This window comes from Pseudomonas sp. PDM19 (genome assembly GCF_014852215.1).
GTDB lineage: Bacteria > Pseudomonadota > Gammaproteobacteria > Pseudomonadales > Pseudomonadaceae > Pseudomonas.
This window is the reverse complement of record NZ_JACVBG010000005.1, coordinates 503,280-525,462: the sequence shown is the minus strand read 5'-3', so window position 1 is coordinate 525,462 and position 22,183 is coordinate 503,280. Positions and strand designations below refer to the sequence as shown.

At 65.4% G+C, this 22,183-nt stretch carries 22 protein-coding genes; 6 read left to right on the top strand and 16 right to left on the bottom strand.

Annotated elements, in window-relative coordinates; all coding sequences use genetic code 11:
- Positions 1-51: 51 nt before the first annotated feature.
- Genes IB273_RS28870 through IB273_RS28860 form a run of 3 tightly spaced genes read right to left on the bottom strand, consistent with a single transcriptional unit; the run spans position 52 to position 2,498 of the window.
- Positions 52-1,125, bottom strand: coding sequence for a COX15/CtaA family protein (locus IB273_RS28870; protein ID WP_192225604.1), 1,074 nt, complete (start codon positions 1,123-1,125; stop codon positions 52-54).
- A 52-nt stretch (positions 1,126-1,177) separates the two neighbouring features.
- A complete protein-coding gene (locus tag IB273_RS28865) occupies positions 1,178-1,741 on the bottom strand; it encodes a hypothetical protein (RefSeq protein WP_151188911.1) in 564 nt (187 codons plus the stop codon).
- Positions 1,719-2,498, bottom strand: coding sequence for an SURF1 family protein (locus tag IB273_RS28860; RefSeq protein ID WP_192225603.1), 780 nt, complete (start codon positions 2,496-2,498; stop codon positions 1,719-1,721). Before IB273_RS28860 ends, IB273_RS28865 begins: the two co-directional genes overlap by 23 nt.
- A gap of 44 nt (positions 2,499-2,542) precedes the next feature.
- Between IB273_RS28860 and IB273_RS28855 the strand changes: the two genes are divergently transcribed.
- Positions 2,543-2,752, top strand: a complete 210-nt coding sequence (locus IB273_RS28855) for a twin transmembrane helix small protein (protein WP_015474903.1) — start codon at positions 2,543-2,545, stop codon at positions 2,750-2,752.
- A 39-nt stretch (positions 2,753-2,791) separates the two neighbouring features.
- On the opposite strand, the gene IB273_RS28850 is transcribed toward IB273_RS28855, so the two are convergent.
- The 4 genes from IB273_RS28850 to coxB are packed head-to-tail and all read right to left on the bottom strand — an operon-like array spanning position 2,792 to position 7,042.
- Positions 2,792-3,679: a cytochrome c oxidase subunit 3 gene (locus IB273_RS28850; protein ID WP_081518892.1), complete on the bottom strand. Its 888-nt coding sequence runs from the start codon at positions 3,677-3,679 to the stop codon at positions 2,792-2,794.
- Between the two features lie 22 nt (positions 3,680-3,701).
- Positions 3,702-4,259 (bottom strand): cytochrome c oxidase assembly protein, encoded by a 558-nt coding sequence (locus IB273_RS28845; protein WP_081518891.1) that lies wholly within the window; start codon positions 4,257-4,259, stop codon positions 3,702-3,704.
- 52 nt (positions 4,260-4,311) lie between these two features.
- Entirely contained in the window at positions 4,312-5,907 is a 1,596-nt protein-coding gene (gene ctaD, locus IB273_RS28840) for a cytochrome c oxidase subunit I (protein WP_081518890.1), read from the bottom strand.
- Positions 5,908-5,917: 10 nt separating this feature from the next.
- Entirely contained in the window at positions 5,918-7,042 is a 1,125-nt protein-coding gene (gene coxB / locus IB273_RS28835; RefSeq protein WP_081518889.1) for a cytochrome c oxidase subunit II, read from the bottom strand.
- A 417-nt stretch (positions 7,043-7,459) separates the two neighbouring features.
- On the opposite strand from coxB, the gene IB273_RS28830 reads away from it, so the two are divergent.
- The gene (locus IB273_RS28830; RefSeq protein ID WP_081518888.1) at positions 7,460-8,104 is read left to right on the top strand and encodes a hypothetical protein; all 645 of its coding nucleotides are present in this window, start codon (positions 7,460-7,462) and stop codon (positions 8,102-8,104) included.
- Between the two features lie 3 nt (positions 8,105-8,107).
- On the opposite strand, the gene IB273_RS28825 is transcribed toward IB273_RS28830, so the two are convergent.
- Together IB273_RS28825 and IB273_RS28820 are read right to left on the bottom strand one after the other, a co-directional pair.
- On the bottom strand, positions 8,108-9,643 hold the full coding sequence (locus IB273_RS28825) for a SulP family inorganic anion transporter (RefSeq protein ID WP_192225602.1): 1,536 nt from the start codon (positions 9,641-9,643) through the stop codon (positions 8,108-8,110).
- 198 nt (positions 9,644-9,841) lie between these two features.
- The gene (locus IB273_RS28820; RefSeq protein WP_081518886.1) at positions 9,842-10,558 is read right to left on the bottom strand and encodes a carbonic anhydrase; all 717 of its coding nucleotides are present in this window, start codon (positions 10,556-10,558) and stop codon (positions 9,842-9,844) included.
- 402 nt (positions 10,559-10,960) lie between these two features.
- On the opposite strand from IB273_RS28820, the gene IB273_RS28815 reads away from it, so the two are divergent.
- The gene (locus IB273_RS28815; protein ID WP_192225601.1) at positions 10,961-11,971 is read left to right on the top strand and encodes a hypothetical protein; all 1,011 of its coding nucleotides are present in this window, start codon (positions 10,961-10,963) and stop codon (positions 11,969-11,971) included.
- A 1-nt stretch (position 11,972) separates the two neighbouring features.
- Here IB273_RS28815 and IB273_RS28810 read toward each other — a convergent pair whose 3' ends face one another.
- From IB273_RS28810 to prlC, 6 genes are all read right to left on the bottom strand, one after another.
- Positions 11,973-13,031, bottom strand: a complete 1,059-nt coding sequence (locus IB273_RS28810; protein WP_192225600.1) for a PA0069 family radical SAM protein — start codon at positions 13,029-13,031, stop codon at positions 11,973-11,975.
- 213 nt (positions 13,032-13,244) lie between these two features.
- Positions 13,245-14,849, bottom strand: coding sequence for an inorganic phosphate transporter (locus IB273_RS28805; protein WP_192225742.1), 1,605 nt, complete (start codon positions 14,847-14,849; stop codon positions 13,245-13,247).
- 210 nt (positions 14,850-15,059) lie between these two features.
- Complete coding sequence (locus IB273_RS28800) at positions 15,060-15,344, bottom strand: type II toxin-antitoxin system RelE family toxin (protein ID WP_081518882.1); 285 nt, start codon at positions 15,342-15,344, stop codon at positions 15,060-15,062.
- Entirely contained in the window at positions 15,334-15,579 is a 246-nt protein-coding gene (locus tag IB273_RS28795; protein WP_081518881.1) for a type II toxin-antitoxin system Phd/YefM family antitoxin, read from the bottom strand. The genes IB273_RS28800 and IB273_RS28795 overlap by 11 nt, the downstream gene beginning before the upstream one ends.
- Positions 15,580-15,697: 118 nt before the next feature.
- Entirely contained in the window at positions 15,698-15,967 is a 270-nt protein-coding gene (locus IB273_RS28790) for a YheV family putative zinc ribbon protein (RefSeq protein WP_024763727.1), read from the bottom strand.
- Positions 15,967-18,012: an oligopeptidase A gene (prlC, locus tag IB273_RS28785; RefSeq protein WP_192225599.1), complete on the bottom strand. Its 2,046-nt coding sequence runs from the start codon at positions 18,010-18,012 to the stop codon at positions 15,967-15,969. Before prlC ends, IB273_RS28790 begins: the two co-directional genes overlap by 1 nt.
- Positions 18,013-18,088: 76 nt before the next feature.
- Between prlC and IB273_RS28780 the strand changes: the two genes are divergently transcribed.
- From IB273_RS28780 to IB273_RS28770, 3 genes are all read left to right on the top strand, one after another.
- A complete protein-coding gene (locus IB273_RS28780) occupies positions 18,089-18,631 on the top strand; it encodes a gamma carbonic anhydrase family protein (protein ID WP_192210476.1) in 543 nt (180 codons plus the stop codon).
- Between the two features lie 233 nt (positions 18,632-18,864).
- Positions 18,865-20,019 carry a hypothetical protein gene (locus IB273_RS28775; protein WP_192225598.1) on the top strand — a complete coding sequence of 385 codons (1,155 nt, stop codon included), beginning with the start codon at positions 18,865-18,867 and terminating at the stop codon, positions 20,017-20,019.
- An 85-nt stretch (positions 20,020-20,104) separates the two neighbouring features.
- Entirely contained in the window at positions 20,105-20,749 is a 645-nt protein-coding gene (locus IB273_RS28770) for an HAD family hydrolase (protein ID WP_081518876.1), read from the top strand.
- Positions 20,750-20,982: 233 nt separating this feature from the next.
- Here IB273_RS28770 and argE read toward each other — a convergent pair whose 3' ends face one another.
- Positions 20,983-22,134: an acetylornithine deacetylase gene (gene argE / locus IB273_RS28765; protein ID WP_192225597.1), complete on the bottom strand. Its 1,152-nt coding sequence runs from the start codon at positions 22,132-22,134 to the stop codon at positions 20,983-20,985.
- Positions 22,135-22,183 lie beyond the last annotated feature (49 nt).

The following is a 22,183-nucleotide window of genomic DNA, read 5'->3' as shown; positions in this document are numbered from 1 at the left end:
CGGCGCGTCGCCGGCCATCGTGCTCAACCGTGCAATGTCATCCCTGCCATTTCATCCCTGAGACGGATAGGCCACCGGGCGCTCCAGGGCATCCAGGGTGATTGGGCTGCTGGCAGGCAGCTCGACGTGTTTCGCTGCGGGTGCGCGCACCCGGTAATTCACCAGTACCAGCATCAGCAGCAGGAACGCGCCGCCGCCGTTGTGCGCCACCGCTACCGGCAGCGGCAGGTGCAGCAGCACGTTGCTGATGCCGAGGCCGATCTGCAGGGACAGCCCCAGCAGCATCAGCGCGGTAATGCCTATCAGGCCGTGGCGCTGGAGGTTCCAGGCCAGCAGCAGGATCACCGCGGTCACGCACAGCGCGCCCATGCGGTGGGTCATGTGGATGGCCGTGCGGGCGTCGCTGTCGAGCTGGCCGCCGAGGTAGTTCGGGCCGATGTGCTGGGTGAGGTGGAAGCCGTTGGCGAAGTCCATGTTCGGCCACCACTCGCCGTGGCACATCGGCAGGTCGATGCAGGCCACTGCTGCGTAGTTGCTGCTGACCCAGCCGCCGAGGGCGATCTGCCCGATCACCATCAGCAGGGCCAGGGCCGCCAGTGCGCGCAGCTTCGAAGGCAACTGCAGCGGGGCGAAGGCGCCGGACAGGCGCAGGCTGAGCAGGAACAGCAGCGACAGTGTGGTGAATCCGCCCAGCAGGTGCGCGGTGACCACCTGTGGCCAGAGCTTGAGGGTGACCGTCCACATGCCGAACGCCGCCTGGGCGATCACCACTGCGAGCAGCACCAGCGGCAGGCGCATCGGTTGGCCGTCGCGGCCGCGGCGCACCAGTGCATGCACCGCCAAGCCGAGAATCAGCAGGCCGAGGCTGCCGGCGAAGTAGCGGTGGATCATCTCGTTCCAGCCCTTCTGCGCCTCCACCGGCGAGTCGGGGAAGTGCATTTCGGCGTGGGCCAGTTGCGCCTCGTTCAGCGGCACGTGGACGAAACCGTAGCAGCCGGGCCAGTCCGGGCAGCCAAGACCGGCATGGGTCAGGCGGGTATAGGCTCCCAGCAGGATGACCACGAAAGCCAGCGCCGTGGCCAGCACGGCGAGGTAGAAGGCGGGTTTGCGTCTTGCCTGGATCATGCGTCGCTCCCGATCTTGTTGTTGTCGTGGGGCTGGCGATGTCTCGACCGGCTTAACCGATGTTCGAAAGTTTCAGCAGCAGCTGCAGGTCCTTGAGGATCGACTTGCCGTTGGCCTTGGCGTCGTAGCGCAGCACCAGGTTGCCATGGGGGTCGACGATCCACAGTTGCGGCTGGGCGCCGGTGTGCTGGTTGGGTGTCAGGCCCAGGCGCTGCAGTCGCGGGTAGTCCTTGTCGAGCAGGCCGGTGAACTCGGCCGGCAGCGGCTTGGCGAAGGCCAGCGCGTGTTCGGCGCGACTGGCTTCGCGGCCCAGGCCGATGTTGATCTGGCGCGCCAGGTAGACCAGTTGCTGGCAGTCGCTGGTGCAGGTTTCCGGTGCGGTCACCAGCAGTTGCCACTGGTCGCTGGCCTTGTCGTCCTGCACGCCGAGATCGGCCGGGGTCTGCCCGGTGGCGATCAGGTCGCCGTGGTAGCTGCGGCCGTCCGGCACCCAGAACTGCAGCTTGTACATGGCGGTGGCGAGCAGCATCGGCCCCAGCACCATGCCGAGGATCAGCAGCAGTTGCACACGCCCGCGGCGGCGGGCAGTGGAGTCAGGCAGAGTCATGGCGGTCATGGTCGAAGGTCTCCCGTGCGCGACGGATGCCGAGGTAGAGGTAAAGGGCGGAAAGCGCGATGGCCAGGGCGAACCACTGCACGGCGTAGCCGACGTGGCGCTCCGGCGGCATGGCGACGATCGGCCAGTCGGTGTCGAAGGCGGCGTCGCCGGGCTCCAGGCGGATTTCCAGCGGGCTGCCTTCGCGGCCGAGCTGGTCCCACAGGAACGGTACGTCCACCTGGGTGATCAGGCGCGGCCAGCCGGCGAGCGGAGCGCTCGGGCCGGCGGCTGCTGGAGCGTAGGTCCAGGCGTCCAGCAGCAGGTCGTGGCTGGGCGTATCGATCTTCGGCGGCACGCGGCGGTCGGGCCAGGGCACCCAGCCGCGATTGACCAGCAGCCACTGGTGGCCGACGCGGTCGAAGAAGGGCTGCAGCACTTCGACGCCGGCCTGGCCGTTGCGGGTGCGGTTGTCGAGCAGGGCGGTGTGTTCGGCGTCGAGCTGGCCTTGCAGGCGTACCCGAACGTAGCTGCGCGGCGGTTGGCGCTCGAGCTCGGCGATGCTGATCGGGTCCTGCTGGCGCTGCACTTCGGCAGCGGCGAGGAGGGTGCGTTTTTCGGCGGCGCGCGACAGTTGCCAGAAGCCCAGGCCGATCAGCACCGGCAGCAGTGCGAGGACCACCAGGGTCGGCGCGATACCGGGCCGGAAGGCGCGTGTGGCGCGGCTTTCCTGTGCCGGATCGGGTCGGTGCTCAGATGCGTGCTGGCTATACTGCAAGACATCCCCCTCAACCCCAGTCCCCTGCGGACAGGAGGCCGGTAGTGCTCAAAGCTGCGATCGTTCTGTTGTTGCTGGCGACCGTCGTCAGTCTGTTCAGTGGCCTGTTCTTTCTGGTCAAGGACGAGGGCCATGGTTCTCGGGTGGTCAACGCGCTGACCGTGCGTGTCACCCTGACTGCCCTGACCGTCGCTCTCATCGCCTGGGGTTTCTTCAGCGGCCAACTCGGCAGCTCCGCCCCCTGGCACTTCTGATCTCAAAAAGGCGCGGGCCAAGGCCCGCGCCACCGCGCTTCACAGCACGTAAACGAAGATGAACAGCCCGATCCACACCACGTCGACGAAGTGCCAGTACCAGCTGGCCGCCTCGAAGCCGAAGTGTTTGTCGGCGTCGAAGTGCCCGCGGATGATGCGGATCAGCATGATGCTCAGCATGATTGCGCCAATGGTCACGTGGGCGCCGTGGAAGCCGGTGAGCATGAAGAAGGTTGCGCCGTAGATACCCGAGCCCAGGGTCAGGCCCAGCTCGCTATAGGCCTCGTGGTACTCATAGGCCTGCAGCACGATGAAGCAGGCCCCCAGCGCCACGGTCGCCGCCAGCCACATCTTCAGCGGGCCGCGATGGTTCTTTTTCAGCGCGTGGTGGGCGAAGGTCACGGTGAAGCTGGAGGTGACCAGCAGGAGGGTGTTGATCAGCGGCAGCTTCCACGGATCGATCACTTCCTTGGGCGGCGGGAACAGCTTGTTGTCCGGGTTGTTGAGCTGTGGCCAGCCGGTTTCGAACTGCGGCCAGAGCATGTGCGAGATGCCATGGTGACCTTCGCCGCCCAGCCATGGGTTGACGAAGTGGCGCACGTAGAACAGCGCGCCGAAGAAGGCGGCGAAGAACATCACCTCCGAGAAGATGAACCAGCTCATGCCCCAGCGGAACGAGCGGTCCATCTGCGGGCTGTAGAGCCCGCCGCGGCTTTCCTGAATGACGTTGCCGAACCAGCCGAACAGCATGTACGCCAGGATCAGTCCGCCGGCGAAGAAGATCCAAGGGCCGTGGGAGTGTTCCTTGCCGGCGCTCATGTCGTTCATCCAGGTGCCGACGCCAAACATCGTCACCAGCATGCCGATGGTGGCGATGATCGGCCACTTGCTCTGCGCGGGGACGTAATAGGGATCGTGGGTTGCCATCTCTCTTGTTCTCCTTTGCCCTTCAGCGCTCGTTACTGGCCACGGGTGGCTTGCGGGCAGTGATGTCGAACAGCGTGTAAGCAAGCGTCAGGTGACGCACATCCTTGGGCAGGTCGCGGTCGACGATGAAGCGCACCGGCATTTCGATGCGCTCGCCCGGCTGCAGGACCTGCTGGGTGAAGCAGAAGCATTCGGTCTTGTGGAAGTAGGTAGCTGCCACCGACGGCGCGATGCTCGGGATCGCCTGGGCGGTCATCGGTTTGTCGGTGGGGTTGTAGGCGACGAACAGCATCTGGTTCACCGCGCCGGGATGCACCACCAGCTGCTCGGCCTCGGGATGAAATTCCCAGACCATGTCGATGTTGTTGTTGGCGACGAACTGGATCTTCACCTCGCGCGACTGATCGACCACCTGGCCATCGCCCTGGTAGGCGCTGCCGGAGGTCTTGCCGTTGATGCCCAGTGCCTTGCACATCACGTCGTACAGCGGCACCAGGGCGAAGCCGAAGGCGAACATGGCGACCACGGCTATGACCAGCCGGGTCACCAGCTTGCGCGTTTCGATGTTGCCGTCGCTCATGGCTTGCTCCTCCACCGCGGGAACGGCCGATGCCGCTCCCGCCGCTGTGGGTTCACTTCACTTCCGGAGGCGTGCTGAAGGTGTGGTACGGCGCCGGCGAGGGAATAGTCCACTCCAGGCCTTCCGCGCCATCCCACGGCTTCGCCGGTGCCGGCTTGCCGCCCTTGATGCACTTGATGACGATGAACAGGAACAGCAGCTGCGTGGTGCCGAACATGAAGGCGCCGATGGACGAGACCATGTTGAAGTCGGCGAACTGCAGGTTGTAGTCAGGAATCCGCCGCGGCATGCCGGCAAGCCCGACGAAGTGCATCGGGAAGAACGCCAGGTTCATGCCGATGAAGCTCATCCAGAAGTGCAGCTTGCCCAGGGTCTCGTCGTACATGTGGCCGGTCCACTTCGGCAGCCAGTAGTAGGCCGAGGCGAAGATGCCGAAGATCGCGCCGGGCACCAGCACGTAGTGGAAGTGCGCCACCACGAAGTAGGTGTCCTGGTACTGGAAGTCCGCCGGGGCGATGGCCAGCATCAGCCCGGAGAAGCCGCCGATGGTGAACAGGATGACGAAAGCCACGGCGAACAGCATCGGCGTCTCGAAGGTCAGCGAGCCCTGCCACATGGTCGACGCCCAGTTGAACACCTTCACCCCGGTGGGCACGGCGATCAGCATGGTCGCGTACATGAAGAACAGCTCGCCCACCAGCGGGATGCCCACCACGAACATGTGGTGCGCCCACACGACGAACGACAGGAAGGCGATCGAGGCGGTGGCGTAGACCATCGAGGTGTAGCCGAACAGCGGCTTGCGGCTGAAGGCCGGGATGATCGAGCTGACGGCGCCGAACGCCGGCAGGATCATGATGTACACCTCGGGGTGGCCGAAGAACCAGAACACGTGCTGGAACAGCACCGGGTCGCCGCCGCCGGCCGCGCTGAAGAAGCTGGTGCCGAAGTGGATGTCCATCAGCATCATCGTCACGCAACCTGCCAGCACCGGCATCACCGCGATCAGCAGGAAGGCGGTGATCAGCCAGGTCCAGACGAACAGCGGCATCTTCATCAGGGTCATGCCCGGTGCGCGCAGGTTGAGGATGGTGGCGATCACGTTGATCGCGCCCATGATCGAACTCATGCCCATCAGGTGGATGGCGAAGATGAAGAAGGTCACGCTGTGCGGCGCGAAGGTCGTCGACAACGGCGCGTAGAAGGTCCAGCCGAAGTTCGGGCCGCCGCCGGGCATGAACAGGGTGCTCACCAGCAGGCCGAATGCCGCCGGCAGCAGCCAGAAGCTGAAGTTGTTCATGCGCGGCAGGGCCATGTCCGGCGCGCCGATCATCAGCGGCACCATCCAGTTGGCCAGGCCGACGAAGGCCGGCATCACCGCGCCGAAGACCATCACCAGGCCGTGCATGGTGGTCATCTGGTTGAAGAACGCCGGCTCGACGATCTGCAGGCCCGGCTGGAACAGTTCCGCGCGGATCACCATGGCGAAGGAGCCGCCGAGCAGGAAGGCGCAGAAGCTGAACCACAGGTACAGCGTGCCGATGTCCTTGTGGTTGGTGGTCAGTACCCAGCGCATCAGGCCCTTGGCGGGGCCGTGGTGGTGGTCGCCGGCGTGAGAATGGTCGGGGTGATCGATCACTGTACTCATCGCGGCCTCCTTATTGTTGTTTCTGCTTGTAGGCGACCACGTCCTGCGGGGTCACCATGTCGCCGTCGTTGTTGCCCCAGGCGTTGCGCTCGAAAGTGATCACCGCGGCGATGTCGACTTCCGAGAGCTGCTTGCCAAAGGCCGCCATGGCCGTGCCCGGGACGCCGTTGAACACGGTCTCCAGGTGGTGCTCCTTGGGCCCGGTGACGATCTTCGAACCCTTGAGCGCCGGGAACATCGGCGGCATGCCCTGGCCTTCAGGCTGGTGACAGGCGGCGCAGATGGTGTGGTAGACCTTGTCGCCGCGGGCGACCAGCTCTTCCTTCGTCCACTCCTTGCTGGTCAGCTCCTTGAGCTTGACCGCCTCTTCCTTGCGCTCGGCCAGCCACTTGTCGAAGTCAGGCTTGGACTTCACGTCCACCACGATGGGCATGAAGCCGTGGTCCTTGCCGCACAGCTCGGCGCACTGGCCGCGGTAGATGCCGGGCTGGTCGACCTTGGTCCAGGCCTCGTTGACGAAGCCGGGAATGGCGTCGCGCTTGACCGCGAAGGCCGGCACCCACCAGGAGTGGATCACGTCGCTGGAGGTGACCAGGAAACGCACCTTGACCCCAGCCGGCAGCACCAGCGGGTTATCCACCTCGAGGAGGTAGTGCTCGTCCTTGTCGGCCTTGTTGTGGATCTGGTCCTGGGGCGTGGCGAGGTTGGAGAAGAACTCCACATCCTGGCCCAGGTACTTGTACTGCCATTTCCACTGGTAGCCGGTGACCTGCACGTCCAGCTCGGGCTCCGAGGTGTCGTACATGTGGATCAGCGTTTTGGTGGCCGGAACGGCCATCACCACCAGGATCAGGAAGGGAATGACGGTCCAGAGGATTTCCACCGTGGTGCTCTCGTGGAAATGCGCGGGCTGCTGCCCGGTGGACCGGCGGTGGACGATCATCGACCAGAACATCGCGCCGAAGACGACGATGCCAATGACCACGCAGATCCAGAAGATCGTCATGTGAAGATCGAAAACGTTACGGCTGACTTCTGTCGCACCGGGGGTCATGTTGACCGTCCAGGCGGCGTTTGCCTGACTGAAAGCCAAGAGCAAAAGGAAGCCCATCCAGACTCGTGGATGTCGCAGCATTCGGGTTCCCCTTATCGTTGTTTTTATCCCGCCGGCATAGCGCCCTGGCTGCGATCCCCATTCCAGAGGGATCGAGCCTGAACAAGCCAACGGCCAAGGGAGTGACCGCCAAGACAACTTACTTTGACGTCGTACCTCGGCAGCACGCAGGGCAGGCCGGGTCCATCAGGTTTTCGGTGTGTCGAAGCGGAGTATAGCCACGGGTTGCGACATAACAACGCAGAGTAAAAACTGTGTTTGAAAGACCGAAGTGCGATCTCAAAGCCACGGACGGCGCGGCTTTGGAGTACCATGCTGGCCGTCTGATATGCCGCGTCGGCATAAACAGTTCATGAATATGACAATCGCGTCTTAGCTACGCCCGGGGTGCGGCTAAGGTCTTTCTTCACTTTCCAAACCCGTTGTCTTGGAGCTGTCATGAACACCGCTGCACTGCGTGAGCTGATCCGGAATGCCCACCTGCTCGAATCCCGCCATGGCCATCTCGCCCGCCTGATCCAGAGCCAACTGCAAAGCCTGCACAAGAGCATCGCCCTGACGGGAGAGGACCCCAGCGGTACGCTGACGCGCTTCGTCCACGCCTACATCGAACAGGTGCCGGACTTCCTCGACGCCGCCAACTCGGTGGCCCGTGCTGCCGGCATCGAGGACCGCATCAAGCCGGTGCTCAAGCTCGCCGAACAGTTCTTCCTCACCCCGCCTGCGCTGCTCGACGGCCACGACGGCCTCGATGCGCTGCTGGACGAGGCCTACCTCGCCCACCGCCTGGTGGAAGAGGTGAACGACCGCTACATCGCCCACTTCAACCAGCCGCTGATCCCGCTGGACACCACCGTGGCGAACCTGGTGGCGCACCAGCTGATCGGCGAACCCTTCGCCAACCAGCTGGATGAAGCGGTGCACCACGCGGTCAACGGCATGCTCGACGACAGCACCTTCAGTGCCGAATCCGCCGTCAGCTACCGCGCCAGTCTCAATGACCCGCAGGTGGTCATGGCCTGGCAGCAGTGGCCGTGCCTGTCGCGGCAGTTCGGCGTCGAGCTGGAGCTGGGTCGCGACTGAGGCTCAGCCCGCACTCTGCAGCGCACGCACCCGGCCCTCCACGCGGCGACGCAGGCCGTTGCCTTCAATAGACAGCCGGCAGCCGCTGGCCGCGGCGCTGCGGCCCCAGTCCTCCAGCAATTCCATGCACGCGTGGTCGATGTAGCTCAGGTGCTGCAGCGGAACGCGCAGGTGCGTACCGGGCTTCACCGACTGCAGGGCCTGGGATAGCGCCGGCACCTTGAGGAAGGTCGCCGCGCCGACCAGACGCAGTTCGGCACCGCTGCCCTCGTCGTCGTAGCGCAGGTTGATCTTCAGCCGCGCGGCCTTGAACACCAGCTTCAGCACCGTCAGCGCAAAGCCCAGCAACACACCGGTCAGCAGGTCGGTGGCAACGATGGCCAGCGCAGTCGCCGCATGCACCAGCACCGGCATGCGTCCATAGCGGCCCAGCGAACGCAGCGCCTTCAGGTCCACCAGCTTGATCCCGGTGTAGACCAGCACGCCGGCCAGGCTGGCGATGGGGATCTGCCGCAGCAGCCCGCCCAGCAGCACGACGAAGCCCAGCAGCCACAGCCCATGGAAGATCGCCGAGGCGCGGCTGCGCGCGCCGGCCTGCACGTTGGCCGAGCTGCGCACAATCACCCCGGTCATCGGCAGCGCGCCGACCAGCCCGCAGAGCATGTTGCCCACACCCTGGGCGCTCAGCTCGCGGTCCATGTCCGAGCGAGGGCCAGTGTGCATGCGGTCCACGGCGGCAGCCGAGAGCAAAGTTTCGGCGCTGGCGATGAAGGCCACCACCACGGCGGCCAGCAACAGCGTCGGGTCGAGCAGCGCCGCGAGGTCACTCGGACGGACCCAGTCGATGGCGTCGCCGAGGTTCTCCGGCACGCTCACCCGCAGCACATCCAGTGGCAGCGCGATGCTCACCAGCGTCGCCAGGCTCACGCCGATCAGCGCACCGGGCAGCATGCGCAGCCGGCCGGGCTTGAAGCGGTCCCACAGCGCCATGCAGGCCATGGTGCCGAGCCCGAGCAGCGCCGCATCGAAGCCGCTGGTTTCGGACAGCAGCGCCGCCGGGAAGGCCAGCAGGTTATCCAGCCCGGACGCCTGCGGCTTGAGGTCGAGCATGACGTGGACCTGCGACAGCACAATAAGAATGCCGATGCCCGCGAGCATGCCGTAGACCACGGCCGGCGAGGTCACGCGGAACCAGCAGCCCAGGCGCAGCCTGCCCGCCAGCAATTGCAGCGCGCCGGCCAGCAGCAGGATCGGCCCGAGCATGGCCATGCCGTGGGTGCGGACCAGCTCAAAGACCAGCACCGCAAGGCCCGCCGCCGGGCCGCTGACCTGCAAGGGCGAACCGGCTAGAAAGCCGACCGCCAGGCCACCGATGATGCCGGTTACCAGGCCCTTGGCTGGCGGCATGCCCGAAGCGATGGCGATGCCCATGCACAGCGGCAGGGCGACGAGGAACACCACCACCGACGCGAGCAGGTCGCGCGGCAGTACCTGGCGTAGCTGGGAAAATCCGGATGGAACAGAGTGGGAGGCCGACATGGCGCTGTTCTCCTTACAAGCATTTTTCGGGCGCGCGAAAGCCCACGACGCCGGTTTCGACCGCATCGACACGCGCAATCAAGAGAGATGGCGAACGCAGTGGCAGCGCGCGCCTCAGGCAGGGATCAAGTCAGAAGAGGGGCGCGGCGTTTGTTCTGCTGGGCCGCCGCGCCCCGGGAGCGTACCGGTATCAGCCGCTTACTGGGGGGAGTAGCGCGGGCGCGGGGTCGCACTCGGCGTCGGGCCTTCGCCGTCGAGGGGGCGGAAACGGCCTTCCTGAGCGTCGTAGGCCTTGATGGCGCTGGTCTCGATGTCATACACCCAGCCATGGATGAACAGCTGGCCGGAAGCCAGGCGGGCGGCCACGGACGGGTGAGTCTTCAGGTGGTCCAGCTGGGCTACCACGTTCTCCTCGGTGAGCACGCCCAGGTGCTCCTGAGTGGCGCAGCCGCAGGTCTGAGCGACCACGGTACGAGCGACTTCGGCATGGCGCAGCCACACCTTCACCGTCGGCATGCTTTCCAGGCTCTGCGGATTCAGCACCGCTTTCATCGCGCCGCAGTCGGAGTGACCGCAGACGATGATGTGCTGCACGCCCAGGGCCATCACCGCGAACTCGATGGCGGTGGACACGCCGCCGTTCATCTGGCCGTACGGCGGCACCACGTTGCCGACGTTGCGGGTGACGAACAGGTCGCCCGGCGAGCTCTGGGTGATCAGCTCGGGGACGATGCGCGAGTCGGCACAGGTGATGAACATGGCGCGCGGGTTCTGCGCGTGGGCCAGCTTCTTGAACAGTTCTTCCTGCTGCGGGAAGACCTCATGACGGAACTGGCGAAAGCCCTCGACGATATGGCGAAGCGCCTCGTCAGCCGTTTCGTGGGCGTGATCCTCACCGTGCGTTTTATCGTTCATGTATCAGCCTCGAAGAATGACGAAGAATTTTCCCACGTCAGCCGACGCTCTCCCTGGGGAGAAAAGGCACAGCCGTGGGAAAAAATCTGTCGTGACCGGTTAGTCACCTTGTGCTCAAACCCTAGGCGAAGAAGATTAAACCAAAATTAAAAAACCGCTCTGGAATGAGCTTTTGCATGATGTTTCGCCGACATTTCAAGATGATATCGACAAGCTATCATGGCGATGAAATGTCACAGTGCTACTGTGACGACGCCAATATTTTCGCTACAGGCAATGTGACATTATTCGTGGCGATTACTGTAAGACCCGGACCACCGGGCCTACCGCTTGGTCAGGATGACGAGCGTGGCGCACGGCGCCGGACCCTTCCCAGTTCCCCCGGAAAACAAGGATGTGACCATGCAAGACATCTACAGGATGGCCGGCAACGCGGCCGCGAGCGCGGTGCAAACGGTGAGCGGCGGCGAGTTGCTGATGCCGATGTTCCACTGCCTGGAGCCCGATGGCCGGCTCAAGATGGTGGTGCTGATGGCGGACACCGGCGAGGAGGCCATGCAGGCGGGCCAGCGGATGTACCAGGAGAACACCCAGCAGGCGATCGGCGCGGTATGGATTGTCGACGGCTTCGTGACCCACAAGGAGGTCGGCAAGGTCGATGCGCTGATTCTGAACGTCGTTTCCTACGCCGAGCCGCGTCGTGAGATGCAACTGGCCGTCCCTTACCGCCATGCCCACAGCCATGAAGGCTTCGCCGTGTTCAAGCCCAAGCTGCTGGGCGTGACCGGCATCGCCCAGGACGAGCTGCAACCGCTGATCGACGCCTTCTACCAGGGCCGTGACGAGAACGCCGAGGGGCGGGCGATCTGGAAGGAGCACCAGCAGGACCAGATCACCGGCATGAGCGGCTTCGCTGGTTTCTCCGGCGAGGACTGGAAACATCTGCGCGAGGCGCCCATCGCGGTCTTCTGCATGGTCGCCAGCGCCGACGGCGAGATCGATGCCAAGGAGGCCGCCGCCTTCGGCAAGCTGTTCAAGGAATCCGGCAAGTACCCCAGTGTGCTGATGCAGCGCGTGATGACCGAGCTCAGCCCGGATACGCCCAGCGGTCGCGCGGTGCTGATGGACTTCCTGCAGCGCTTCGCCGACCCCGAGTTCAACCGCCTGCAGTACCTGGTCGACGTCAACCGACTGCTCGGCCAGCAGGCCAGCGACACTGACGCGGCAGCCTTCAAGGCCGACCTGCTGGCGCTGGGCAAGGCGGTGGCGGAATCTTCCGGCGGCGGCTTCCTCGGCTTCGGCAGCAAGGTCAGCAAGGAGGAGAAGAACGTCCTGGTGGTCATCGAGAAGCTGCTCAACTCGCCGCTGCAACTCGCCCAGATGATGGCGGACGTAGTGGCTCCCGACCGCTGATTCAGAACAGGCTCATCTGGCTGCGCGGTGGAGCGAACGCCGTGCAGTCCAGGCCGAAGCTGCCGCGCCGGTTCAGGCCGAGGCGGCGCATGGCGACCTCGAAGCGCTTGGCCAGCAGGTCGGCGAACGGGCCTTCACCGCGGAAGCGATGGCCGAAGCGGCTGTCGTAGATTTCCCCGCCACGCAGCTGGCGAATCAGGCTCATCACATGATTGGCGCGTTGCGGGTAATGCGCTGCCAGCCACTCCTCGAACAGCGGGCCGACTTCGCGCGGCAGGCGCAGCATCATGTAGCTGGCGCTCTGGGCGCCGGCGTCGTGGGCAGCTTCGAGCAGCGCCTCCAGTTCGCGGTCGTTGATCATCGGGATCATCGGTGAACACAGCACGCCCACCGGAATGCCGTGTTCGCGCAGCACGCGGATCGCCCGCAGGCGCGCGGACGGAGCGGCGGCGCGGGGCTCGAGGATGCGCTTGAGCTCGTCGTCCAGGGTGGTCAGGCTGATCATCACGCCCACCAGCCTGTGCTGCGCCAGTTCGGCCAGCAGGTCGAGGTCGCGCAGGATCAGCGAACCCTTGGTGACGATGGTCAGCGGATGGCGGTAACGCAGCAGCACCTCGAGGATCTGCCGGGTCAGGCGCTGCTGGCGCTCGATGGGCTGGTACGGGTCGGTATTGGCGCCCAGGTTGATCGGCGCGCAGACATAGCCCTTGCGGCTCAGCTCTTCTTCCAGCACTTCGGCGGCGTTGGTCTTGGCGATCAGCTTGGTCTCGAAATCCAGCCCCGGCGACAGGTCCCAGTAAGCGTGGCTCGGCCGCGCGTAGCAGTAGATGCAGCCGTGTTCGCAGCCGCGATAGGGGTTGATCGAGCGGTCGAAGGGAAGGTCCGGCGACTGGTTGCGCGCGATCACCGACTTCGCCCGCTCGCTGCGGATTTCCGTTACCTGGGGCTTGGGCACTTCGTCGTACCAGTCGTTATCCACAGGCACCGACGTGGTTGGCGCGAAGCGGTTGTGCGGATTGCTGGCGGTACCCCGGCCGCGGGGTGGAAGGGAAGTGCTCATGTGGGAAGGCTCTGAAGGAGTGCTGTATATAAACACAGTAATCCACTGATTTTTCCACAGCCAGCACTAACTGCTCGGCGGTCTGATTTCCAACTGTCGGGTTGTTCCTACAAGCCCCAGCTGCAGGGTGCGTAGGGCGGATAACGCGCCAGCATTATCCGCCGACGGCATATCGGCGGATAACCTGTTCCAGGTCATTCGCCCTACTACCCCTCAGAGCAGCCGGGTGAACAGCCAGTACAGCCCCGCCGCGAGCCCGATGGCCGCCGGCAGCGTCAGCACCCAGGCCAGCAGCATGTTGCGGATGGTCGGCCACTGCAGCCCGCTGCCGTTGGCCGCCATGGTGCCGGCCACGCCGGAGGAGAGCACCTGGGTCGTCGACACCGGCAGGCCGAAGCCGTCCGCCGCGCCAATGGTGAGCATGGCCACCAGTTGCGCCGAAGCGCCCTGTGCATAAGTCAGCGGCGTCTTGCCGATGCCCTCGCCGACCGTGGTGACGATGCGCCGCCAGCCCACCAGCGTGCCCAGGCCCAGCGCCAGGGCGACCGCGACCTTCACCCACACCGGAATGAAGCGGATCGCCTGCTCCCCGCCCTGGCGCAGCGCCTGCAGGCTGCTCCAGGTTTCCAGTTCGAAGTGCTGGTCGCTGCGGTCCAGCAGGCGGATGGTCTCCAGGCTCAGGTAGAGGTCGTTGCGCAGGTCCTGCACCTCCTCGGCGGGTACCTTGTCCAGCTGTCCATAGCGCTCCAGGCGCGCACTGACATCGCCGATCACGCTACCCAGCGAGGGCAGCAGTTCCGGTCTGACCACCTCATCTTCCTGATAGCTCAACAGCGCCTGGCGCGGGTCCGTCGCCGGGCTGCCGCCGGAACGGTGCAGCTGTTCCTGGCTGGCCTGGGTCAGGGCGAGCAATTGGCGGGTCTGTTCCGGCGAGTGTGCGCGATCCACGGCGAACGCCAGGGGCACGGTGGCGATCAGGATGAGCATGATCAGACCGATGCCTTTCTGCCCGTCGTTGGATCCATGGGCGAAGGACACGCCGGTGCAGGTCAGGATGAGGATCGCCCGAATCCATCGGGGAGGCGGCGTGCGGCCTTCCGGCGCGTGAAACAGCGCGCGGTTGCGGATGGTCGAACTGGCCACCCGCAGCAGCACGAAGGCGGCAAAGAAACCCACCACCGGCGAGAGGAACAGCGCATAGCCGACCGTCAGCAATTGCGACCAGGCGTTGCCGGACAGGCCGAGGTGCCCGGCCATGGCGCCGTGGGCCAGGCCGATGCCGACGATGGAGCCGATCAGCGTGTGCGACGAGGACACCGGCAAGCCCAGCCACCAGGTGCCGAGGTTCCACAGGATCGAGGCGATCAGCAGGGCGAAGATCATCGCCAGCCCGGCGCTGCTGTCCACCTTGAGCAGCAGGTCCAGCGGCAGCAGCGAGACGATGGCGAAGGCCACCGCACCGCTGGAGAAGAGCACGCCGAGGAAATTCCACAGCCCTGACCAGGCCACCGCGAAGCGCGGCGGCAGGGCGTTGGTGTAGATGACCGTGGCCACCGCATTGGCGGTGTCGTGGAAGCCGTTGATGAACTCGAAGCCCAGGGCGATCAGCAAGGCGACCACCAGCACCAGCACCGACCAGCCTGGCTCCAGGTGCGTGCCGCTGGCGTGGATGTCGTGCCCGAGTGCGGCGAAGGTGAATACCAGCGCGGCGGCCAGCAGCAGGAAGAAGGTCAGTCGCCCCTTGAATCCGTGGGTCTCGCGCAGCACCGGGCTAATCGGGAACTGCGTCAGGCGCGAGGCGCGCATCACCTCGAGCATGCCAAAGCGGTCAAGCACAGGGGCGCTTCCTTCGGGTCGGTGGCGGCATCTGGCGGATTCCTTGCGGCGATGCCCTACAGACTAGCCGGCCATGGCGACATGGGCTGGCCGGGCGAGCGGGGCGGAGGGTAATGCTATGCCAGTTGGTAGCGACCTTTCTTGATGCCAGTTCCGGGGTTTGCGGTTTGGCGCTCCAATATCCTCGAAATCTCAGCGCCGGTCCTGCGCTGCGCTGTATACCTCGCCGCGTTCGCGCTTGCCGACCGCAACCACGGAAACCACTACGCGATCCTCTTCGATGCGGTAGACCAGACGGTAGCCTGCCGAGCGCAGCTTGATCTTGTAGTGGTCCGCCAGCCCGTGCAGGGCGTCAGCCTGGACGCGAGGATTTTCCAGGCGTTCGACGAGTTTGCGTTTGAACTGCTCACGCACCGTATGCCCCAGCTTGTGCCATTCCTTCAAGGCGGCAGGGAGGAATTCGAGTTCATAGGTCATCGAGCGATACCGGGACGCCTTTGTCTCCCAGTCGCGAGCGGGCAATTTCTGCCAGTTCCAGGTCTTCCAGACGCTCCAGGATCGACTCGAAAAGCTCCGCCGGCACCATGTAGCCCATCACCTTGTTGTGATTGAGCACCGCCACCGGCTCACCGCCGGATTCGGCCAGTACGGCAGAGGGATTCTTCTTGAGTTCCGACACGCTGACGGCAGTATTGGCAAGCAGGTTCTGCATGAAATGGCTCCAAATAATGACCGGAATTCTGGTCATTATAGATGCCGTCGGCAATAGCTCATGGGTGAAAAAGAAATGCCCCGGCAAGCCGGGGCATCCGCTGAGCGTCACGCAGGCGCTATTCCTGCGGCTTCTTCAGCTTCGGATTGGGGAAGAACTGCACCCCCTGCACCTTCGGGTCCTTGGGCTTTTCCAGCGCGCTGGTGTTGACGCGGGTGGACAGCTCTTTCGGCACCGACTGGCCCTGGGCGTTGAGCGTGTCGGCGTAGCCGCAGGCCACGCATTCGCGATGCGGCACGCCGTCGACGTCCCACATGACGATCTTGTCCTGCTCGCTGCAGGCCGGGCAGACGGCCCCGGCGATGAAGCGCTTCTTCACCTCGCTCATCACGCCGCCTCCTCGGACAGGCCCGAGTGGCGCAGCAGGGCGTCGATGGACGGCTCGCGGCCACGGAAGGCCACGAACAGCGCCATCGGCTCCTGGGAACCGCCCTTGGCCAGGATCGCCTCGCGGAAGGCTGCGCCGGTCGCCGGGTTGAGCACGCCTTCTTCCTCGAAGCGGGAGAACGCGTCGGCGGACAGCACTTCGGCCCACTTGTAGCTGTAGTAACCGGCTGCGTAACCGCCGGCAAAGATATGCGCGAAGCTGTTGGCGAAGCGGTTGTACGCCGGCGGGCGCATCACCGCGACTTCAGCGCGGATCGCTTCGATCACGTCGAGCACGCTGCGGCCGTCGCCGTGGGTGGCGTGCAGCTCGAAGTCGAACAGGGAGAACTCCAGCTGGCGAACCATCATCAGGCCGGACTGGAAGTTCTTCGCGGCGAGCATCTTCTCCAGCAGGTCCTGGGGCAGCGGTGCGCCGGTTTCGTAATGACCGGAGATCAGCGCCAGGCCTTCGGGCTCCCAGCACCAGTTCTCCATGAACTGGCTCGGCAGCTCGACTGCGTCCCAGGCCACGCCGTTGATGCCCGAGGCACCGGCGTGTTCGACGCGGGTCAGCAGGTGGTGCAGGCCGTGGCCGAACTCGTGGAACAGGGTGGTGACTTCATCGTGGGTCAGCAGCGCCGGCTTGCCGCCGACCGCCGGGGTGAAGTTGCAGACGAGATAAGCCACCGGCGATTGCAGCTCGCCACCGGCGGTGCGACGACGGTCGCGGGCGCCGTCCATCCAGGCGCCGCCACGCTTGTTGGCGCGGGCGTAGAGGTCGAAGTAGAAGCGGCCGACGTGCTGGCCATTTTCCTCGATCTCGAACAGGCGAACGTCCGGGTGCCAGCGCTCGAAGTCGTTCAGCTCGCGAATCTGGATGCCGTAGAGCTTCTGCACGATGGCGAACAGGCCGGAGAGCACCTTGTCCACCGGGAAGTAGGCGCGCAGGGCTTCCTGGGACACGCTGTAGCGCGCTTCGCGCAGCTTTTCGCCGAAGTAGCTGGCATCCCAGCTGGCGAGATTCGGGCAGCCCTGCTCGGCGGCGTAGGCCTTGAGCTGCGCAAGGTCCTGGGCGGCGAAGGGCTTGCTGCGCACGGCCAGGTCACGGAGGAAGTGCAGGACCTCCTCGGGGGTCTCGGCCATTTTCGTGGCCAGGGACAGCTCGGCGAAGTTCCTGAAGCCCAGCAGGCGCGACAGCTCCTGGCGCAGGTCGAGGATTTCCTGCATCACCGGGCCGTTGTCGTTCTGCCCGGCGTTCGGGCCCTGGTCGGAGGCGCGGGTGCAGTACGCGGCGTAGACCTCTTCGCGCAGCGCGCGGTCTTCGGCGTAGGTCATCACCGCGTAGTAGCTGGGGAATTCCAGGCTGATCAGCCAGCCGTCCAGCTCCTTGGCCTGGGCGGCCTGCTGCATCTGCGCCTTGGCCGAGTCGGTCAGGCCGGCCAGCGCGGCTTCGTCGGTGATGTGCTTGGTCCAGGCCTGGGTGGCGTCCAGCAGCTGATTGGAGAAGCGGCTGCCCAGCTCGGACAGGCGCGTCTGGATTTCGGCGTAACGCTGCTGCTGGTCGGCCGGCAGGTCGATACCCGACAGACGGAAGTCGCGCAGGGCGTGTTCGAGGATGGTCTTCTGGGCGACGTCGAAGTCTTTGGACTCGGCACCGGCAGCCAGCGACTCATAGGCCTTGAACAGTTCGCGGTTCTGGCCCAGTTCGGTCCAGTAGGCGGACAGCAGCGGCAGGCAGCCTTCGTAGGCCTCGCGCAGTTCGGCGCTGTTGCATACCGCGTTGAGGTGGCTGACCGGGCTCCAGGCCTTGCCCAGGCGGTCATGCAGTTCGTCCATGCTCAGCACCAGGCCGGCCCAGGTCGGGGTGCCGTTCTGCTGGGCGAGGATGCGCGCGATGGCGGCGCGGTTGTCGGCGAGGATCTGCTCGATGGCCGGCTTCACGTGCTCGGGGCGAATGGAGGAGAAGGGCGGCAGGTCGTAGCTCTGCAGAAGGGGATTCGCGCTCACGGTGGCACCTTGGCTGAAGAAACACCCGGCCATCTTAAATACAATCGGGCCTATCCGCAGCCAGAGGAAAGCTATCGTGACGATTCGAACCTATCAGGGCAAAACGCCATCCCTCGGCGAGCGCGTCTTCGTCGATGCCAGCGCCGTGGTCATCGGCGACGTAGAGATCGGCGCGGACAGCTCGGTCTGGCCGCTGGTCACCATTCGCGGCGACATGCACCGCATCCGCATCGGCGCGCGCACCAGCGTGCAGGACGGCAGCGTGCTGCACATCACCCACGCCGGCCCGTTCAACCCGGACGGCTTCCCGCTGACCATTGGCGACGAAGTGACCATCGGCCACAAGGTGCTGCTGCATGGCTGCAGCATCGGCAGCCGCATCCTGGTGGGCATGGGCTCCATCGTCATGGACGGTGCGGTGATCGAGGACGAGGTGATCCTCGGCGCCGGCAGCCTGGTGCCGCCGGGCAAGACGCTGGAGAGCGGCTTCCTCTATGTCGGCAGCCCGGTGAAGAAGGCCCGGCCGCTGACTGACAAGGAGCGGGCGTTCTTCAGCTATACCGCTGGGAACTACGTGAAGTTGAAGGATCAGCATATTGCCGAGGGTTATGCCGGCTGACGGCGGAGTCTCCGTAGGGCGAATAAAGCGGAACGCTTTATCCGCCGATCCCCCGATGGCGGATAACGCCCGAGGCGTTATGCGCCCTACAACCAGGCCGTCCCGCCAGACGGCCGGCCATGCAGGGTCTGGCGCCCTATACTGACCCGAGGTGACCGGACGCCAGCGCGTGCCCGGCCGGGTTCAGCAGCGGGCGGCCAGCCATCACGGCGCCGCCGAGCCGGCGAGCGGCCATGAACAGTCTGTGCTCCCCCAGCGCCACCGTTTCGCCCTGGCGGCGCGGCGGTGTCATCGTCCTGCTCCTGCTGGCGCTGCTTCTGCTGGTTTTGCCCGGTTGCGCCCATCACCCTGCCCAACCCGCCGCCCCGATCAGCGAAGCCACCTGGCACCAGGTGGACGCCGACATTGGCGCCGCTTCCCTGGCCGCCACTTCCCAGGCCCGCGCCTACGCCGAAGAGGCCATGCAGCAGTGGATGGACCTGGTCTACCAGCGTACCGACGAGAAATTCATCCCCTGGTTCTCCAGCTACTGGACCCAGGAATGGCTGAGCATGAAGGTCGCCTGGTACAAGATGGGCTCCCACGGCGACCTCGATCCCACCGTCGACAAACTGGCCGTCTATCTGCAGGAACAGTACCGCAAGCAGGTACTGATACCCGTCGCGAAGCAGGTCGACCCCGACGCGGTGATGGAGAAGGCCACCCGGCATTACATCGAGCTGCTGACCGTGGCGGTGAAGGACATTCCCCAGCGCCGCGGCATCCCGCAGAAGGCCTTCGACGAGCACCTGATGGGCATCCCGGCGATCTCCCTCGGCCCGCCCTCCAGCCGCGATGCTTCGCTGTATGAAGTGGTGTACGCCAAGGACATCGGCAAGCTGCCGGCCTTCGCCGCGCTGATGCAGGACATCCGCACGGCGGCGGGCAAGGCCGGGGCCGGCACCAAGGTCAGTGGCGTCTCACCGGTGGCCCAGCGCACCAGCGCCAAGCTGGTGCACGAGTTGCGCAACCGCAGCATCGCCGGGGTGGTGGCGAGCGCGGCGGGCAAGGTCGCCGGCTCGGTCATCTCGGTGGCCTTCACCCTGTTCAGCATGGCCGGCAACGACCACGACCGACCGGAGGTGGAGACCCAGTTGCGCAAGGAGATCAACGCCGCCTTCGACGAACAGTGGCTGGCGCTGATGCGCGACCCGGACGGCGGGGTGATGTCCGGCGTCGATCACCTCGGCGCCCGTGTGCAGCAGAGCTTGACTGGGCGGCTGGCGCAACCGGAGGAAGAGCCGGACGAACAGTCCACAGCCCAGACCTACGGCGCCGGCGAGGCCGCGCCGGTGAGCGCCAGCGGCGGTTTCCGGGTGCTCAAGCAGGGGCAGGGCGCGGCGCCCTGAAGTGTCGTTCGGCGATCCGCGCTTCGCGCGGGCGGCCATGCACAGTATCCTTCGGGCCCGACTTTCGCGGCCGGACGCTGATCCCATGCATTACCAGAACATTCTTTTCGACCTCGACGGCACCCTCACCGACCCGCGCGAGGGCATCACCCGTTCGATCCAGTACGCCCTCGCCCAGCTGGGCATCGACGAGCCCGACCTGCGTCAGCTCGAACACTTCATCGGCCCGCCGCTGCTGCAGTGCTTCATGAGCACCTACGACTTCGACGAGGCGCGCGCCTGGGAAGCGGTGAACCACTACCGCGTGCGCTTCAAGGACACCGGGCTGTACGAGAACAAGGTGTTCGATGGCGTCGCCGAGCTGCTGCAACTGCTCGGCGGCCAGGGTCGCACGCTGTTCATCTGCACCAGCAAGCCAACCGTGTTTGCCGCCGAAATCGCCCGCCACTTCGACTTCGCCCGGCACTTCAAGGTGATCTACGGCAGCGAGCTGGACGGCACGCGCACCAACAAGGTCGAGCTGATCGAGCACCTGCTGGGCATCGAGCAACTGGACCTGAAGCAGACGCTGATGATCGGCGACCGCAAGCACGACCTGATCGGCGCGCACCGCAACGGCCTGTCCGCCGCGGGTGTCGGCTATGGCTTCGGCAGCCGCGAAGAGTTGATGGCGGAGAGCCCGGCGCATTACTTCGCGAACATGGACGAGCTGCGCGCGGCGTTTGCCTGACCGCGCAGCGCTGAACCTGCAGGAGCGGGCCATGCCCGCGACCGGCCGACTGGATCGTAGGGCGGATAACGCGCCAGCGTTATCCGCCGCGAGGGATTCGGCGGATAACCCGTTCCGGGTTATGCGCCCTACAGCCGATTCTTTCGCGATCGATTTCCGGCCGCTCCGGGCAAGCCGGATGCCCATCGCGGACGGAGTCCACTCCTACGAAGCCGGGTAAACCGCGTGGTGAATCAACTGCGCAACCACTCCGCCAGTCGCCCCATCATTTCATCGCACTTCGCCAACTGCTCCAGGCTGACGAACTCGTCCGGCTTGTGGCCCTGGTCCATGCTGCCCGGGCCGCAGACCACGGTGGGGATGCCAGCCTGGTGGAACAGCCCGCCTTCGGTGCCATAAGCAACGGTGGTGAAGTCGCGCGAGCCGCTGAGCAGCGCTATCAGCTCGGCAGCCTGGGCCTGCTGGTCGGTGACCAGCGCCGGGTAGGCGGAAATTTCGCTGAAGCGGATGTCCGTCTCGGCCTTCACCGCACGCATCTTCGGCAGCAGCTCGGCCTCGGCGAAGGCACGCAGGTCATCGGCGACCTGTTGCGGGTCGTCGCTGGGCAGCGCGCGCACCTCGAAGTCGAACTGGCATTCGGCAGGCACGATGTTCAGCGCCCGGCCGCCGCTGATCACGCCGGTCTGCACGGTGGAGTAGGGTGGATCGAAGCGCGAGTCATGGCGCTCGGGGGCGGCCAGGCGGGTGCCGATCTCACCGAGGCGGCCGATCAGTTTCGCCGCGTACTCGATGGCGTTCACGCCCTGCGGCGCGTAGGCCGAGTGGCACGGTGCACCGTGTACCTGGCAGCGCATGGCGAGCTTGCCCTTGTGGCCGAGCACCGGCTTGAGTTCGGTGGGTTCGCCGATGATGCACAGCATCGGCTTGTGTTCGCGGTGCTCCAGCGCGGCGAGCAGCGAGCGCACGCCGAGGCAGCCGACTTCCTCGTCGTAGGAGAAGGCCAGGTGCACCGGCAGGCGCAGCGGCTGGGCGAGGAACGCCGGTACCGCCGCCAGCACGCAGGCGATGTAGCCCTTCATGTCCGCGGTACCGCGCCCGTAGAGGCGGCCATCGCGTTCGGTGAGCTCGAACGGCGGGACCGTCCACGGCTGGCCATCGGTGGGCACCACGTCGGTGTGGCCCGACAGGCACACGCCGCCGCGGTCCTGCGGACCCAGCGTGGCGTAGAGATTGGCCTTGCCGCCTTCGGCATCGTGGAACAGCTCGCAGGCGATGCCAAAGCCCGCGAGGTAGTCGCGGATGTAGTGGATCAGCGCCAGGTTGGAATTGCGGCTGACGGTATCGAAGGCGATCAGGTCGGCGAGGATTTCGCGGCTGGAAGGCATGGTCGGGTCCTGCTTCAAAACTTTTGCAGGAGCGGGCATGGCCGCCCCT

What these genes read in the sequence shown, in the direction of transcription:
- IB273_RS28870 (WP_192225604.1), bottom strand. Translation starts at nt 1,125, where the DNA reads ATGATCCAGGCAAGACGCAAACCCGCCTTCTACCTCGCCGTGCTGGCC.
- IB273_RS28790 (WP_024763727.1), bottom strand. Translation starts at nt 15,967, where the DNA reads ATGAGCGAGGTGAAGAAGCGCTTCATCGCCGGGGCCGTCTGCCCGGCC.
- ctaD (WP_081518890.1), bottom strand. Translation starts at nt 5,907, where the DNA reads ATGAGTACAGTGATCGATCACCCCGACCATTCTCACGCCGGCGACCAC.
- IB273_RS28775 (WP_192225598.1), top strand. Translation starts at nt 18,865, where the DNA reads ATGAACAGTCTGTGCTCCCCCAGCGCCACCGTTTCGCCCTGGCGGCGC.
- IB273_RS28830 (WP_081518888.1), top strand. Translation starts at nt 7,460, where the DNA reads ATGAACACCGCTGCACTGCGTGAGCTGATCCGGAATGCCCACCTGCTC.
- IB273_RS28850 (WP_081518892.1), bottom strand. Translation starts at nt 3,679, where the DNA reads ATGGCAACCCACGATCCCTATTACGTCCCCGCGCAGAGCAAGTGGCCG.
- IB273_RS28795 (WP_081518881.1), bottom strand. Translation starts at nt 15,579, where the DNA reads ATGCAGAACCTGCTTGCCAATACTGCCGTCAGCGTGTCGGAACTCAAG.
- IB273_RS28805 (WP_192225742.1), bottom strand. Translation starts at nt 14,849, where the DNA reads ATGCTCGAGGTGATGCGCGCCTCGCGCCTGACGCAGTTCCCGATTAGC.
- IB273_RS28800 (WP_081518882.1), bottom strand. Translation starts at nt 15,344, where the DNA reads ATGACCTATGAACTCGAATTCCTCCCTGCCGCCTTGAAGGAATGGCAC.
- IB273_RS28820 (WP_081518886.1), bottom strand. Translation starts at nt 10,558, where the DNA reads ATGAACGATAAAACGCACGGTGAGGATCACGCCCACGAAACGGCTGAC.
- IB273_RS28815 (WP_192225601.1), top strand. Translation starts at nt 10,961, where the DNA reads ATGCAAGACATCTACAGGATGGCCGGCAACGCGGCCGCGAGCGCGGTG.
- IB273_RS28770 (WP_081518876.1), top strand. Translation starts at nt 20,105, where the DNA reads ATGCATTACCAGAACATTCTTTTCGACCTCGACGGCACCCTCACCGAC.
- IB273_RS28845 (WP_081518891.1), bottom strand. Translation starts at nt 4,259, where the DNA reads ATGAGCGACGGCAACATCGAAACGCGCAAGCTGGTGACCCGGCTGGTC.
- IB273_RS28825 (WP_192225602.1), bottom strand. Translation starts at nt 9,643, where the DNA reads ATGTCGGCCTCCCACTCTGTTCCATCCGGATTTTCCCAGCTACGCCAG.
- IB273_RS28865 (WP_151188911.1), bottom strand. Translation starts at nt 1,741, where the DNA reads ATGACCGCCATGACTCTGCCTGACTCCACTGCCCGCCGCCGCGGGCGT.
- IB273_RS28810 (WP_192225600.1), bottom strand. Translation starts at nt 13,031, where the DNA reads ATGAGCACTTCCCTTCCACCCCGCGGCCGGGGTACCGCCAGCAATCCG.
- coxB (WP_081518889.1), bottom strand. Translation starts at nt 7,042, where the DNA reads ATGCTGCGACATCCACGAGTCTGGATGGGCTTCCTTTTGCTCTTGGCT.
- argE (WP_192225597.1), bottom strand. Translation starts at nt 22,134, where the DNA reads ATGCCTTCCAGCCGCGAAATCCTCGCCGACCTGATCGCCTTCGATACC.